Source organism: Pseudomonas sp. JBR1 (assembly GCF_028198185.1).
Classification (GTDB): Bacteria; Pseudomonadota; Gammaproteobacteria; order Pseudomonadales; family Pseudomonadaceae; genus Chryseomonas; species Chryseomonas oryzihabitans_E.
In genome coordinates, this window is record NZ_CP116340.1 from 4,718,513 (window position 1) to 4,732,594 (window position 14,082).

General features: G+C 65.8%; 12 protein-coding genes. 5 read left to right on the plus strand and 7 right to left on the minus strand.

All coding sequences use genetic code 11. The features are described 5' to 3' along the window. Complete coding sequence (locus PJ259_RS21775; protein ID WP_442964905.1) at nucleotides 1-1,212, minus strand: YeeE/YedE family protein; 1,212 nt, start codon at nucleotides 1,210-1,212, stop codon at nucleotides 1-3. A 188-nt stretch (nucleotides 1,213-1,400) separates the two neighbouring features. Here PJ259_RS21775 and PJ259_RS21780 point away from each other — a divergent pair, with 188 nt between their 5' ends. Further along, complete coding sequence (locus PJ259_RS21780; RefSeq protein WP_442964864.1) at nucleotides 1,401-2,537, plus strand: DUF1615 domain-containing protein; 1,137 nt, start codon at nucleotides 1,401-1,403, stop codon at nucleotides 2,535-2,537. A gap of 139 nt (nucleotides 2,538-2,676) precedes the next feature. Next, nucleotides 2,677-3,030, plus strand: coding sequence for a hypothetical protein (locus tag PJ259_RS21785; protein WP_059313956.1), 354 nt, complete (start codon nucleotides 2,677-2,679; stop codon nucleotides 3,028-3,030). 3 nt (nucleotides 3,031-3,033) lie between these two features. Here the strand turns inward: PJ259_RS21785 and PJ259_RS21790 are convergent, their stop codons facing one another. From PJ259_RS21790 to PJ259_RS21805, 4 genes are all read right to left on the minus strand, one after another. Beyond that, nucleotides 3,034-4,113: an SMP-30/gluconolactonase/LRE family protein gene (locus PJ259_RS21790; protein WP_271654152.1), complete on the minus strand. Its 1,080-nt coding sequence runs from the start codon at nucleotides 4,111-4,113 to the stop codon at nucleotides 3,034-3,036. 116 nt (nucleotides 4,114-4,229) lie between these two features. Beyond that, on the minus strand, nucleotides 4,230-5,477 hold the full coding sequence (locus PJ259_RS21795) for a GGDEF domain-containing response regulator (protein ID WP_271654153.1): 1,248 nt from the start codon (nucleotides 5,475-5,477) through the stop codon (nucleotides 4,230-4,232). Nucleotides 5,478-5,596: 119 nt separating this feature from the next. Then, nucleotides 5,597-6,850 carry a sensor domain-containing phosphodiesterase gene (locus PJ259_RS21800; RefSeq protein WP_271654154.1) on the minus strand — a complete coding sequence of 418 codons (1,254 nt, stop codon included), beginning with the start codon at nucleotides 6,848-6,850 and terminating at the stop codon, nucleotides 5,597-5,599. 83 nt (nucleotides 6,851-6,933) lie between these two features. Further along, on the minus strand, nucleotides 6,934-8,691 hold the full coding sequence (locus PJ259_RS21805; RefSeq protein WP_271654155.1) for a putative bifunctional diguanylate cyclase/phosphodiesterase: 1,758 nt from the start codon (nucleotides 8,689-8,691) through the stop codon (nucleotides 6,934-6,936). Nucleotides 8,692-8,925: 234 nt separating this feature from the next. Between PJ259_RS21805 and PJ259_RS21810 the strand changes: the two genes are divergently transcribed. Beyond that, nucleotides 8,926-9,603, plus strand: coding sequence for a haloacid dehalogenase type II (locus PJ259_RS21810; RefSeq protein WP_271654156.1), 678 nt, complete (start codon nucleotides 8,926-8,928; stop codon nucleotides 9,601-9,603). Between the two features lie 73 nt (nucleotides 9,604-9,676). Next, nucleotides 9,677-10,993, plus strand: a complete 1,317-nt coding sequence (locus tag PJ259_RS21815; RefSeq protein WP_271654157.1) for a leucine-rich repeat-containing protein kinase family protein — start codon at nucleotides 9,677-9,679, stop codon at nucleotides 10,991-10,993. Here the strand turns inward: PJ259_RS21815 and PJ259_RS21820 are convergent. After that, nucleotides 10,990-11,682 carry an aspartate/glutamate racemase family protein gene (locus PJ259_RS21820; protein ID WP_271654158.1) on the minus strand — a complete coding sequence of 231 codons (693 nt, stop codon included), beginning with the start codon at nucleotides 11,680-11,682 and terminating at the stop codon, nucleotides 10,990-10,992. The genes PJ259_RS21815 and PJ259_RS21820 overlap by 4 nt on opposite strands. 193 nt (nucleotides 11,683-11,875) lie before the next feature. On the opposite strand from PJ259_RS21820, the gene PJ259_RS21825 reads away from it, so the two are divergent. Then, entirely contained in the window at nucleotides 11,876-12,067 is a 192-nt protein-coding gene (locus PJ259_RS21825) for a hypothetical protein (RefSeq protein ID WP_271654159.1), read from the plus strand. 41 nt (nucleotides 12,068-12,108) lie between these two features. On the opposite strand, the gene PJ259_RS21830 is transcribed toward PJ259_RS21825, so the two are convergent. Beyond that, entirely contained in the window at nucleotides 12,109-13,737 is a 1,629-nt protein-coding gene (locus PJ259_RS21830) for a methyl-accepting chemotaxis protein (protein WP_082696291.1), read from the minus strand. Nucleotides 13,738-14,082 lie beyond the last annotated feature (345 nt).

The window sequence follows — 14,082 nt, forward strand, 5'->3', positions numbered from 1 at the left end:
CTAGCAGCCGGTCAGCCGCTCGACGCGACGCTCGCCGGGAAAGAAGAAGGGACGCAGGCGCACGCCCAGGCTATTGCCGGCGAAGGCCGCCACCAGCCACAGCCAGCCGTGCAGGCTGCCCGAGGCGATGCCGCTGAAGTAAGCGCCGATGTTGCAGCCGTAGGCCAGGCGTGCGCCGTAGCCCAGCAGCAAGCCGCCGAGCACCGCCGCGATCAGCGACCGCGCGGGAATGCGCAGGCTGGGGGCGAAGCGACCGGCCAGGCCGGCGGCGGCCAAGGCACCCAGCATGATGCCGAGGTTCATCACGCTGGTGATGTCGAACCAGAACGGCTCGGCCAGCGCCCGGGCATTCGCCGGTTGCTGCCAGAAGGCCCAGCCGGACACGTCCAGGCCGAGCAGCCCGGCGCCCTTGGCTCCCCAGAGGGCGAAAGCCGAGGTGACGCCCCAGGGGCGACCAGCCAGGGCCAGGGTGATGAAGTTGAGCACGGCCAGGGCGATGGCGCCCCAGACCAGCGGCCAGCTGCCGCGCAGCAGGCGCGCCGCGCCCTGATGTTCGCCGGGGACCGTGACTTCCAGGCTGCCGTGACGACGGCGCTCCAGCACCACCGTGGTCCAGGCGATCAGCGCGAACAGCGCCAGGCTGACCAGGATACCGGGCAGCACGCCCAGGCTGGTCACCAGGGAGGTCGGCGGCAGGCTGGGCAGGGCGAACCACCAGCCCAGGTGGTGGGTGGCGACGAGCGAACCGATGACGAAGAACAGCAGGGTCACCAGCATCCGCGCATTGCCGCCGCCGGCGGTGAACAGGGTGCCGGAGGCGCAGCCACCGCCCAGTTGCATGCCGATGCCGAACAGGAAGGCGCCAACCACCACCGAGGTGGACAGCGGCGAGACGTTGCCACGGACCGCCTCGCCGAAAAGGCTGCCAGCGCCCAGGGCGGGAAAGAACAGCAGCACGGCCAGGGCCAGCATCACCATCTGGGCGCGCAGGCCGGCGCCGCGGCGGTCACGGATGAAAACCCGCCAGGCCGAGGTGAAGCCAAAGGCGGCGTGATAGAGGGTCAGGCCCAGCGCGCCGCCCAACAGCAGCAAGAGGGCCTGGCGGCTACCTGCGGCCTGGCCGACGAAGACCATGCCCAGGGCGAGCAGGAGCGCGGCCCAGAGAGCGGCCCAGGGCAGGCGCGGGGAGGAAGGCGTGGAGGTCTGCTGCATCATGGTTCCAGTAGGTTCGAACTAAAGTCCGACAATTTTAGTAGGACTTGTCGGGGAATCCCAGCGGACAGACGCGGCTGCTTGAATGAAAGCGTTACATGTATATAACCAGTGGTTATAAAGCTTCTGGCTCAGCTTTTTGGCGTGGAGCGTGGTCAAAGCGGCCAAAGAAATCTCTTGGAGCTGCCGTGTCATCCGCCCTCGTCTTGCCTGCCATCGTTCTGCCCACCTGGTCGCGGCTGCGCGGCTGGACCGCCCTCGCTGGTGCACTGGTACTGGCCGGTTGCAGCCTGACGCCCACTTCCCAGGGTCCCACCCGCTCGCCAGCCGAGGTGCGGGCCGAGCTCCTGCGCCTGCTGCCCGCCAGGGTGGCGGATCGGCAGGGCTGGGCGAGCGACATCCAGACCGCCTTCAGCGCCCAGGAGCTCGATCCCTCGACGGACAACCTTTGCGCCGTGCTGGCCGTGGCGGAGCAGGAGTCCACCTACCAGGTCGATCCTCCGGTGCCGGGGCTGGGGCGGATCGCCCGCGAGGAGATCGATCGGCGCGCGGCGCGGGCCTATGTGCCCCAGTTGCTGGTGCGCACGGCACTCAATCTCCAGTCGCCCAGTGGTAAGACCTATGCCCAGCGCCTGGACGGCGCCCGTACCGAGCGCGAACTGAGTCTGATCTTCGAGGACTTCATCGCCATGGTGCCTCTGGGTAGCCAGCTGTTCGGACGCTTCAATCCGGTGCGCACCGGCGGCCCCATGCAGGTCAGCATCGACTTCGCCGAGGCCCATGCCCGCGACTATCCCTATGACCGCGAGGGCTCCATTCGCCACGAGGTGTTCAGCCGACGTGGTGGCCTCTATTTTGGCACCGCGCACCTGCTGGGCTATCCGGCAGACTATCCCACCCCGCTGTATCGCTTCGCCGATTTCAACGCCGGCTGGTATGCCAGTCGCAACGCCGCCTTCCAGAGTGCGGTGAGCCGAGCTTCAGGCGTGAAGCTGGCGCTGGATGGTGATCTGGTGGTGCCCGGGTCGCGGACCCAGGGCGAGACCGAGCGCGCGGTGAATCGCCTGGCCCCGGCACTGGGCATGAGCGACATCGCCATCCGCCACGATCTGGAAGCGGGCAATTCGGAAGACTTCGCCAAGACCGATCTCTATGCCAAGGTCTATGCCCTGGCCGAGCGCAAGGCCGGTCGCAGCCTGCCGCGTGCCGTCCTGCCGGGCATCACCCTGGAGAGCCCCAAGATTACCCGCACCCTGACCACCGCCTGGTTCGCCCAGCGGGTGGAAGAGCGCTGGCAGCGCTGCCGGAGCCGCGCCGCGCGCTGAGTGGGGCAGGGGCCGAACGGCGCTGTCAGGGCGATGAGGGCCAGGGCAAGGTATGGCAATTGGCCAGACTATTGCCCTACCATGGGGAGATGAAGCGGCCTTACGCCGTACGGTTCTGGTGTAGTCCCTAGAGGTCCAGATGACCGATATCCCCGGCTCGCGGTTGACGCTTATCGTCGACCAGCCCACCCCCTCGGCCCGCCATCGGCTGCCGCCCCGCGAACAGGCCAAGGCCCTGCGCCTGCTGCGCACCCTGGGCCTCGAAGCCAATACCCCGCCCGAGCTGGTGCTGGCCTGGCTGGAACGCCGCGATGGCGGCTGCTCGCTACCGGAAGCGGCGCGCCAGATCGGCCTGGGCAACTGGCTGGGGATCACCACCAGCCTGGCCGACCTCACGCAGAACCTGGCGCGCTTCGAGGCGGCCTATGCCCTGGACAACGTGCTCGACTCCCTGACCACCCTGGTCGAGCAATCACCGCCCGAGTCCCGCTAAGGGCTAGAGTCCGGCGCCGCGGATGTTGACGTAGAGGCTATAGAGCGAGTGGGAGCCGGCCATGAACAGCCGGTTGCCTTCCGGGCCACCAAAGCAGAGGTTGGGGCAGCGTTCCGGCAGATGGATATGACCCAGTGCCTTGCCGCTGGGATCGAACACCCGCACGCCATCGAGCACCTCGGGCTTGGCCGCCGGGGCGCCGCTGCTACCCCAGCCGCACCAGAGATTGCCCGCCACGTCGCACTTGATGCCATCCAGGGCGCCGAACTCCAGCGCCTCGATGTGCTTGCGGCGCTCGCCCAGGCTGCCGTCGTCCTTGACGGTATAGGCCCATACCAGGCGATTGGGCTTGGCGCGGCCCTCGACCACATAGAGCAGCTTTTCGTCCGGCGAGAAGGCCAGGCCATTGGGGCCGTTGAGGTCGCCGATCACCCGGGTGACCGCCAGACTCTCGCCGTCGATGCGATAGACCCCGTCGGGTTGCTCGGTCTTGACGCGATGGCCCTCGTAATCGCTGTTCGCCTGGAACGGCGGATCGCTGAACCAGATGGAGCCATCCCGCTTGACCACCACGTCGTTGGGGGAGTTGAACGGCTTGCCCTCGAAGCCATCGGCCAGCACCGTGATGCGGCCATCATGCTCGGTGCGGGTGACCCGCCGGCCTTGGCCGTGGGTGGTGGAACCTTCGCAAGCGATCAGCCGGCCCTGGCGGTCGCGGGTCAGGCCATTGGAGAAATTCGACTGGGCGCGATAGGTGTCCAGCCGGCCGCTGACCTCATCCCAGCGGATGATGCGGTTGTTGGGGATGTCGCTCATCAGCAGGTAGTTGCCGTCGCCGATCCAGACCGGCCCCTCGGCCCAGCGCAGACCGGTGGCCAGACGCTCGACGCTGGCATTGAAGAGGCGCAGTTCCAGGAAGCGGTCATCGAGGATCTCGATGAGCGGATCGGGATAGCGTTGGCTCAGGGGTTCGGCGGCACGGGCGAGGCTGGGCAGCGTGAGGGCGGCGCCGCAGACCAGGCCGCCCTGGAGCAGCCGGCGACGTGACAATGGCCGAGCGAGACCCGGATGGGAGTCGTGCATGAGGCAGGTCCTTGCTTGTTATTGTTGGACGAGAGGATACGCATCAGCCCGGCGAGCCAGGGCGATCGTACGACATCATATGTCTTGTGGTGGATCGCGCCAACCCGGGTGCTGACCTAGTCGGCGTCCAGCACCAGGCAGGTACGCCCACGGCCCTGGCGCTTGGCCTGATAGAGACGGCGATCGGCTTCGTGCAGGAAACCTTCGAGGTCGTTGGCGAGGCCACTGAAGACGCCCGCGCTGAACGACAGCGGTGGCGCGCCGGGGGCATAGGTCTGGGCGTGGCAGTAACGCCGCAACAGATCCAGTGCCTGCAGCAACTGCTCCGGCGGCATCCGGCTGACCAGGGCGAATTCCTCGCCACCCAGGCGACCGGTCAGGTCCTGGGGCAGGGTGCGCGCCAGGGCCTGGGCGAACACCACCAGGGCGCTGTCGCCACTGGCATGACCGTATTCGTCGTTGATGCGCTTGAAGTGATCCAGGTCGAGCATGGCGACGCTGAGCGACCGCCCCTCGCGCTCGGCCTGGCGAAACCAGTCCCGGGCCTGATCCTGGAAGGCGCGGCGATTGCGCAGGCCGGTGAGGGAATCGTACTGGGCGGCATGGGTCAGGGCGCGCATGAGATCCCGACGCTCCAGGGTCGAGACCACCCGGCAGTTGAGCTCCTCGGGGCAGAAGGGTTTGCGCAGGAAGTCGTCGGCGCCCTGCTTGATGAACTTGGCGCTGAGCGACCCCTTCTCGTCCGCTGACAGCCCGATGATGCTGAGATCGTGACGCCGCAGCTTCTGGCGCAGCAGCTGCACCAGTTCGAAACCGCTGATGCCGGGCATGCTGTGGTCCACCACCAGCAGGTCGATGTCCGGCTGTTCCTGCAACAGGCGCAGGGCCTCGTTGCCATCGCAGGCATCCAGCAACTGGTAGCGGTGGGGCGTCAGCACGTGGCGGATGTAGTTGCGGGTGGCGTCGGAATCCTCGGCGATCAGGATCTTCACCGCGGTATTGCTATCCAGCCGGCGCAGCAGGCGGAAGGCAAATTCGTAGGAGTACTGGCTCTCCTTGAGCACATAGTCGACCACGCCCTTGGTCAAGAGGTCGTCGCGCCGACGTTCGTCGTAGGAACCGCTCAGGACGATGCAGGGCAGCCGATAGCGCAGCACCAGGTCGACGCTTTCGCCATTGGCGGCGTCGGGCAGGTTGAGATCCACCAGGGCGGCGAAGAAGAGGTTGGCCGAGGTCTCCAGCATCAGCTCGGCTTCGGCCAGGGTGGCGCAGAACACCGGCTCGAATTCGCGCTGTTGCCGAAAGAGGTGCGCCAGGATCTTGAGGACCATGGGGCTGTCTTCGATGACCAGGATGGAACGCACCGGTAACTCCTGCAGGGCAAAGGTCGGCCGAGAGCGGGTCTGGCGTCAGGTGAAGCGATGATTCGCCTAGGCGTATCGGCCAAAGGATCGGCGACTTGAATGGTCGCCGATCCTTCGATTCAGCTGTCCTGCTGGCCTTCGAGTTGGCGCTGCCGGGGCAGGCGCAAGGCGTCGTCGCGCGGTAGCGGGCGACTCAGCAGGTTGCCCTGCACCTTGTCCACCTGCAAGGCCTTGAGGGTCGCCAGTTCGGCGAGGGTTTCCACGCCCTCGGCGATCACTTCCTTACGCGTCTCGCGGGCGAAGGCGATGATCGCCGAGGCCAGTGCCCGGCGTTCGGCGTCGCTGTCGATGTCACGGACCAGGCTCATGTCCAGCTTGATCATGTCCGGGCGCAGCTTGAGGATGTGCCTCAGGCTTGAATAACCGGCGCCGGCATCGTCGATGGCCAGGCGCACGCCCTGCGCCCGCAAGGGTCGCAACTGGGCGTGGAGGGCGTCGTAGTCGTTCACCTCGGCGTGCTCGGTGATCTCCAGCACCAGCCGTCCCGGCGGATTGCCAGCCAGCAGCACGGGCAGGCGGCCGGCCAGGATGGTCTGCGGTGAACAGTTCATGGTCAGGTAGGTATCGTCCGGCAGGCTCTGCAGACCTTGTAGCGCATAGCGCATGGCGCTTTCTTCGAGTTCGTCGCCCAGGCCGATGGCGCTGGCCTCGGAAAACCACAGGTCGGGGCTGCGTTGCGGTGGACAATGGAAGCGCGACAGGGATTCCCAGCCAGCAATGCGCAGATCGGCCAGGTAATAGATCGGCTGGTAGACGATGCTGGGTTGGTGGGCGTCCACCGCGCCCTGGATACGCTGGCGCATCTCCACCTGGCTGCGGCGGCTGGAGGCATCCAGGCTGAGACGATCCGCCACCAGTTCGGCGAAGGTTCGTACCAGTTCCAGATCGCGCGGACTCAAGGTCGGATCAGGCTGGTACTTGAAGCAACAGAAGGTGCCATAGAGTTCGCCATCGTTGAGACGGACAGGCACGCTCAGGTGCGCGCCGATGGGTACGGCGCGGGTTTCCGGGATCAAGCGGGTGGCGCCGATGGCGCGGGTATCGGGGATGAGTTCAGGCAGATGGCCGGTGACCACCTGCTGGCAATAGCCCTGGCTGAGCGGCAGCGCATCACCGGCCTTGATCGGCGCGTCGGGCTCGGCATCGACATTGCGGAAGACGCGATCCTGCTGACGAAATTCGGCCAGAAAGGCCACGTCCATGTTCAGATGGGTACGCAGCGCGTGCAGCACCTTGTCGATGCAGCCCTGGCTGCTCAGATTGCCGGTATCCAGGCCAACCACGTCCAACAACTCGGTACCTGATTCCCTCATGTCCTCACTCCCGGGAAACTACGACCTGAACCAGTGTAGAGCCTGGAATGAATTTGTCAGTCAAATGACCTCGTCCTTTCGACTTAACCCTGTTCGGCGTACCAGGCCTCGAAGGCGGGCAGGGCCATGGGCCGCGCCAGCAGATAGCCCTGGACCTCGTCACAGCCGGCGTCTTGCAGAAAGGTCAGCACGTCTTCCGTCTCTATCCCTTCGGCGACGCTGCGATAGCCCAGCTTGCCGATCAGCGCCAGCAGTGCCCTGACCACCTCCTGCTTGCGCGGGTCGCTGGGCAGGTCATGGATCAGCGAGCGGTCGAGCTTGACGCTGGTGACCGGTAATTCGTAGAGGTAGGCGAAATTGCTGTAGCCACTGCCGAAGTCGTCGATGGCGATGTTCAGTCCCAGGGCACGCAGGTCGTGCAACTGGGCGATGGCCTCCGGATTACGCCTGAGCCATTCACCTTCGGTGATCTCGACTTCCAGCCGCCGCGGGTCCACACCTTGGCGCTGGCAGGTCTCGCGCAGCAGCGCCACCAGGTCGCCCTCGTCGAAATCCCGGGGCGACAGGTTGAGCGACAGCCGCCCCTGGTAGTCACTGTCCCAGCGCGCCAGCTGGGCGATGGCGGTGCGGATCACCCAGCGCGTGACGCTGTGGATCAGCGCGGTCTTCTCGATCGCCGGGATGAAGTCGCCGGGCGCGATGGGGCCGAGTTGCGGATGAGTCCAGCGCAGCAAGGCCTCGGCACTGCACAGGGTACGGTCGGGCAAGGCCAGGCGTGGCTGGAAGGCCAGACTGAAGTCGCCGCGTTCGAGGGCTTCGGGAAGTTGCCGCACCAGCTGGAAGATCCGCTGGAAGGCCTGGTCCTGCGGTCGCTCGTACAGTCCCCAGTGGCGCGGGCTCAGGGCCGCCTGGTCGACGGCCACCAGGCCCTTGCGCAGCAGGTCGCGCACCTCGCCTGCCGTCAGCACGAAGGGCACCACGCCGGCCTTAACCGGTGGGTCGATGGGAATCCGGTCGGCTTGGACCGGCGTCCTCAGCTGGGCGATCAGGGCGTCCAGCAGGGGTGGATAGTCGCAGTCCGCGGGCAGCAGGAAGGCGAATCGCCTGGTATCCACGTGATAGACCTTGGCCCGCTCGCTCAGGGCGTCGCACAGCCGGAGGGCCAGGCAGCGCAGGAAGGTTTCGAAGGGCCACATGCCCTGGGCCAGGACCAGTTGGTCCTTCCACTGGGTTTCCAGGGGGTCTATCAGCACCAGCAGACGCAACTCGCCGGGACGGAGTTCGGCCAGTTGGGCGACATCCGCCTGGAACTGTTGACGGTTGGGCAAGCCACTGACCGGGTCGCGTCGGCGCAGGTGCTGGCGCAAGGCGATGAGCCTCATCACCTGGGCGGCGAAGTCGTCCAGCCGCTTGCGTTCCGTCGCGTTCAGTTCCCGTGGCTGGCTGTCGAGAATGCACAGGCTACCGATGGCATAGCCGCCCTCGGTGACCAGGGTCGAACCCGCATAGAAGCGCACATGGGGGGCGCGCACCACCAGCGGGTTATGGCTGAAGCGCGCATCGCAACGAGCATCGTTGATCTCCATCCGGCCGTCCGCCGCCTGGATGGTATGGGCGCAGAAGGCGTCCTCTCTTGGCATCTGCGGCAGGTCGAAGCCGACCCGTGCCTTGAACCACTGACGGTCGCGATCCACCAGGCTGATCAGCGCGGTCGGTACGTTGAAGCTGCTGGCGACCAGCTCGCAAAGGCGATCGAATTCCTCCGCTGGCGCCGAGTCGAGCAACTCCAGGGCGTGCAGGGCGTTGAGGCGATCATCTTCATACTGCAGGGAATCGGCCATCGGGCTATCTCGGGCGGGTCGATGAGCCTTGTACGGGCAGCAAGCGCATCTTGGGAAAACTGTTGCCACTCGAGCCGGACGGGGACGGCAAGCGAGAGGCAGGTCGACTGAGGTATCGGCGAGAAATCGTAAGACTTTAGGCTTTTAATCTTTCCTGCCAGTGTAAAACCTTAGCGCGGCTGCACCTCAATCGCGAGCCCTGGTCGAAGAGACATTCGCCGCCGAGTATCCCTCATGACCCTCACCTGCCTGTTCGACATCAACGAGACCGTGCTCGACCTGTCCGCGCTGGATGGCCTGTTCAGCGAGCTGTTCGGCGATCCCCATAGCCGTGAACTGTGGTTCGCCCAGACCCTGCAGAATGCCATGACAGCCGAACTCTGTGGCCGCCATGCGCCCTTCGAGACCCAGGGCCAGGCGGCGCTGGACATGGTCGGCGAGCGGCTCGGGCGTTCGCTGACCGCGTCCGACAAGCAGCGGGTGGCCGCGGCGCTGAAAGCCTTGCCCGCCCATCTCGACGTCAGACCTGGACTTGACTTCGCCCGGGAGCAGGGCGTGCACTGTATCGCCTTTTCCAACAACGCCCGCGCCGCCACCCAGGCACAGCTTGAGCACGCCGGCCTGAGCGACGCCTTCGCCACCATTCTTTCCGCCGAGGAGGCCGGCGCCAGCAAGCCGGCCACTGCCACCTATCGCCAGGCCGCCGCCAGCCTGGGGCAGCCGGCCGAGCGTCTGTGGCTGGTCGCCGTCCACGCCTGGGACATCGCCGGGGCCCAGGCCGCCGGCTTCAAGGGCGCCCTCGTGCAGCGGCGCCCCGACCAGGTGGCCAATCCCCTGGCACCCCCCGTGGTGACCGGAAGCGATCTGAGAGAGGCAGTGGCGCGCATTCTGGCGCATGAGGGCCGCAGCTAGCGGCCTGGCGTGCTAACGTCCGCGCCATCACCGGCAGGTGCCGGTTTTTCAAGACAGTGAGAGTCGCTTTGCCATGACGGATACCCTAGCCCGGCTGCGTGCCGGCGAACTGGCGGGGGCCACGCGGCTGACCCTGCGCGCCGACCTGACCGAGTTTCCCGAAGAGATCTATGCCCTGGCCGACAGCCTGGAAATCCTTGACCTGTCCGGCAACCGGCTGACCCGCCTGCCGGCCGACCTGGGCCGGCTGCACCGGTTGCGCATTCTCTTCTGCTCGGGCAATCCCTTCACCGAATTGCCCGAGGTGCTGGGCACGCTGCCCAACCTGGAGATGATCGGCTTCAAGGCCTGTGAGCTGGAGCAGGTGAGCGCGGCCGCACTGCCGCCGCGGTTGCGCTGGTTGATCCTGACCGACAACCGTATCGCTACCCTGCCGACCACCCTGGGCGAGCGGCCGGCGCTGCAAAAACTGATGTTGGCGGGCAATCAGCTGGAGGCATTGCCGGCGAGCATGGCCGAGCTGCACCAGCTGGAACTCCTGCGCCTGTCGGCGAATCGCTTCGCGGCGCTGCCGCCGGCCATTCTCGACCTGCCGCGGCTGACCTGGCTGGCCTATGGTGACAACCCCCTCGGCGCCGCCCGCGAACAGGCGGTGCGGGCCCAGGCGGCCCAGCAGCAACGCATCGCCTGGCGCGATCTGCAGCTTGGCGAGCGGCTGGGGGAGGGCGCCTCCGGCATCATTCACCAGGCGTGCTGGCAGTCGCCCGAGGGCCCGCGCGAGGTGGCGGTCAAGCTGTTCAAGGGCAGCATGACCAGTGACGGCACCCCGGAGAGCGAAAGCGCCGCCAGTCTCAGTGCCGGTACCCATCCCTGGCTGATCGGCGCCCTGGGCGATCTGGCCGATCATCCCGAGCAGCGCAGCGGCTTGGTGCTGGAACTGGTGGAACCGGCCTTCGGCAATCTGGCCGGTCCGCCCAGCTTCACCACCTGCAGCCGTGACGTCTATCCGGAAGACACCCGCTTTACCGCCGCCGCCGTACGCGAGATGGCGGGCGGCATGGCCAGCGCCCTGGCGCACCTGCATGGCCACGGCTTGGTCCATGGTGACTTCTATGCCCACAACATCCTCTGGGATGGCGGCGCGCGCTGCCTGCTGGGTGACTTCGGCGGTGCCTCCCTGCTGCCCGACGACACCGCGCAGGCCGCCCGGCTGCAGCGCTTCGAGAGTCGCGCCTTTGGCATCCTGCTGGACGAATGGCTGGCGCGGTGCAGCGAACCGGTCGATCCGGCCCTGGCGGCCCTGGCCGAGGAGTGCCAGCAGAGTACGCTGGATGCGCGCCCGCTGCTGGCGGACGTGGCGCGTCGCCTACAGGGTCGGGCTGACACCTAACTCAGCGCCCAGTCCACGGCAGCCAGGGCGTGCAGTCGGGTGGTGTCGAACAGCGGCACCGCACTGTCGCCCTGGTCCACCAGCAGCATGATCTCCGTGCAGCCGAGCACGATGCCCTCGGCGCCCTGGGCGACCAGCTCGCCGATGACCGCGCGGTAGGCTTCCCGTGATTCCGCGCGTACCTCACCCCGCACCAGCTCCTCGTAGATGATGCGGTGTACGGTCTGGCGTCCTGCCAGCTCGGGTACCCGTACCTCCAGGCCAAAACGCTCCGTCAGGCGCTCGCGATAGAAGGCCTGTTCCATGGTGAAGGCGGTACCCAGCAGGCCGATGGTCTCGAGGCCCTGGGCACGGATCGCCGCACCCGTGGGGTCGGCGATGTGCAACAGCGGCAGCGCGGTGGCTGTCTCGAGTTCCGTCGCCAGGCAGTGCATGGTGTTGGTGCAGAGCACCAGGGCCTCGGCCCCGCCGGCGGCCAGTTGCCGCGCATGGTCTTGCAGGCGCTGACCCAGCTTCGTCCAGTCACCCGCATGCTGCAGGGCGGCGATCTCGGCGAAATCCACCGACAGCAAGAGGCAGGCGGCCGAATGGCTACCGCCCAGCCGTCGCCGGACCTCTTCGTTGAGGATGCGATAGTAGTGAGCCGAACTCTCCCAGCTCATGCCGCCTAGCAGACCCAGGGTACGCATGGATTTTTCTCGCGGTGGCTAAAGAAGCCATCTTGCCTGGCGAGCGGGACAGATGAAGAGAGGCAGTGGCGCTTGGATGGAGCGGTACAGTGCGGCGTGCGACCGCCAGGCGGCAAGCGAGTCGGCGACTGGCGACGGCGCCACCCTTCGCTATGCTTGCCAAAGGCCACTGTCGGCCCTGGAGGTGATCGTCATGCTCAAGGCACTCTTCACCGCGGTAGCCCTGACGCTCTTCGCGTCTGCCAGTGTCCAGGCGGCGCCCTGTCGGGGTGCCCAGGGCACGTTCGTCAAGTGCGACACGACCAAGGCCAAGGCCGCGCGATGCAAGGACGCCCAGGGTAAGTTCGCCAAATGCGGCATGCCTGGAGCCAAGCCGATCGACTAGGGCAAGCCGTCCGCCAGCCTGGAGGCCGGCGGACGCTTCGCTTAGGCCACCTTGAAACGACCCACCAGCTGATTCATCTGCACCGCCAGTTGCGAGAGTTCGCTGCTGGCCGTGGCGGTCTGGCTGGCACCGGCGGCGCTCTGTACCGAGAGGTCGCGGATGGTCACCAGCGCCCGGTCCACTTCCCGGGCCACATGGGCCTGTTCTTCGGCAGCGGTGGCGATCAGGGTGGTGCGTTCGGTGATACCGGTCACCGCGCTGGTGATGACCGCCAGCGACTGTTCCGAATCCCGCGCCAGGTTCAGGGTGCGCTGGGCGAGACCGGCGGTGGCATTCATGGTGCTGACCGCCTCGCTGCTGCCGCGCTGCACCTGGCTGATGACGGCTTCGATCTCCTGGGTCGATTGTTGAGTCCGTTGCGCCAGCGCCCGTACCTCGTCGGCCACCACGGCGAAGCCCCGACCCGCATCACCGGCACGCGCGGCTTCGATGGCGGCGTTGAGGGCCAGCAGGTTGGTCTGTTCGGCCACCCCGCGGATCACCTCCAATACGGTGGTGATGTTGCCGACATCGTTTGCCAGTTGCTGGATTTGCTGGCTGCTGTCGGTGACGTTGCCATTGAGCGCCTCGATGGCATGCACGGTCTGCTCGACGCTGGCGCGACCCTGGCGCGAGGCGGTATCGGAATCACGCGCCTCGGTCGAGGTGCTCTCGGCGTTGCGGGCGACTTCTTCCACCGCCGCGGTCATCTGGTTGACGGCGGTGGCGGCCTGTTCGATTTCCTGATTCTGCTGATTCAGGCCCCGATTGGCGTCTTCGGTCACTGCGTGCATCTCGGTGGCGGCCGACGCCAGCTGGATGGCGGAATCGCTGATCTGCTGCAGGGTCTGCACCAGATTGCTGCGCATCCGCTCGAAGCTCAGGCTCAGTTGGTGGATCTCGTCGCGGCCCTGGTCCTGCCAGGATTGCATGAGGTCGCCATTGGCGATGCTTTCGGCCACCGCCATGCTGCGGCGGACCGGCACCACCAGGCTCTGGGTGAAGCGCCAGGCGATCAGCAGGGTCATGACCAGTGCCAGGACCATGGTAGCGGTCACATAGGTGAGGCTCTGCTCATAGAGGCTGGTCGCTTCCTTGCCGATCTCGGTGGCCTGCTCACGATTGACCTTGATGAGGCCCTGAACCTTGGCCAGCACCGGCTCGTTGAGCGGACGGAAGGTCTGGTTCAGATAGCTTCGGGCAGCGTCGGTGCCTTCGCTGGCCGAGCGCCGCAGCACCTCGTCCAGGGCTGTACGCCAGGGGGCGATGAGTTGGCGCAATTCCTGGTAGATACTGGCTTCCTTATCGCTACCGATCACCTTCTGGTAGGCCTCAAGCGCCTTGGCGAAGCGGTCTTGCTCCTCCTTGAGCTGTGCCTGACTGGCCTGGCTCAAATTGCTGTCGGTGGTCGTGATGAATCTCAGGGTTTCCAGGCGAATCTGCAGGATGGCGGACTCCAGCTCGGCCGCGATTCTGGTGCCGCCCAAACTGCCATGCTCGATCTGCTGCTCGCTCTCCCGGAGCTTGCCGATCTGGTTCAGGCTGAATAGCCCGAGGCCAATCAGCAAGACCGCGAAACTGGTAAAGCACAGCAGCGCTCTGCTACCTATTTTCAGATTCCTTAATGACATTAACTGCTCCTCATTGTTGGAAATGACTGGCGGCAATGTTTCAAAAAACAATGGAATTTGAATCAGGTGGCCGATGAATAAGCTAAATCTGCGCTTGATCGGTAGCGCGATAGCTTTGCATCTTCTCTTTTTGTTTAGTCAATCTTATGGCGCTATTTTTCTGCTCTATCAGCCTGAGAGGCATTTTGGGATGTAATAAGGCATTCCTATACGACATGGGATCTTTGGTTGGCGTCCGAGCGGAGGGTAGCTGTTGCACCTCAAGACGGTGCTAATAAGGAAAATAGCTGGAGAACGTGGTTCTTCATTTCGGACTTAATGGTCCGAAATAATTTAAATAGTCCG

Bases quoted from the DNA above. Each gene is read 5' to 3' on its own strand.
- PJ259_RS21775 (WP_442964905.1), bottom strand. From the start codon at position 1,212: ATGCAGCAGACCTCCACGCCTTCCTCCCCGCGCCTGCCCTGGGCCGCT.
- PJ259_RS21785 (WP_059313956.1), top strand. From the start codon at position 2,677: ATGACCGATATCCCCGGCTCGCGGTTGACGCTTATCGTCGACCAGCCC.
- PJ259_RS21790 (WP_271654152.1), bottom strand. From the start codon at position 4,113: ATGCACGACTCCCATCCGGGTCTCGCTCGGCCATTGTCACGTCGCCGG.
- PJ259_RS21800 (WP_271654154.1), bottom strand. From the start codon at position 6,850: ATGAGGGAATCAGGTACCGAGTTGTTGGACGTGGTTGGCCTGGATACC.
- PJ259_RS21805 (WP_271654155.1), bottom strand. From the start codon at position 8,691: ATGGCCGATTCCCTGCAGTATGAAGATGATCGCCTCAACGCCCTGCAC.
- PJ259_RS21810 (WP_271654156.1), top strand. From the start codon at position 8,926: ATGACCCTCACCTGCCTGTTCGACATCAACGAGACCGTGCTCGACCTG.
- PJ259_RS21815 (WP_271654157.1), top strand. From the start codon at position 9,677: ATGACGGATACCCTAGCCCGGCTGCGTGCCGGCGAACTGGCGGGGGCC.
- PJ259_RS21820 (WP_271654158.1), bottom strand. From the start codon at position 11,682: ATGCGTACCCTGGGTCTGCTAGGCGGCATGAGCTGGGAGAGTTCGGCT.
- PJ259_RS21825 (WP_271654159.1), top strand. From the start codon at position 11,876: ATGCTCAAGGCACTCTTCACCGCGGTAGCCCTGACGCTCTTCGCGTCT.
- PJ259_RS21830 (WP_082696291.1), bottom strand. From the start codon at position 13,737: ATGTCATTAAGGAATCTGAAAATAGGTAGCAGAGCGCTGCTGTGCTTT.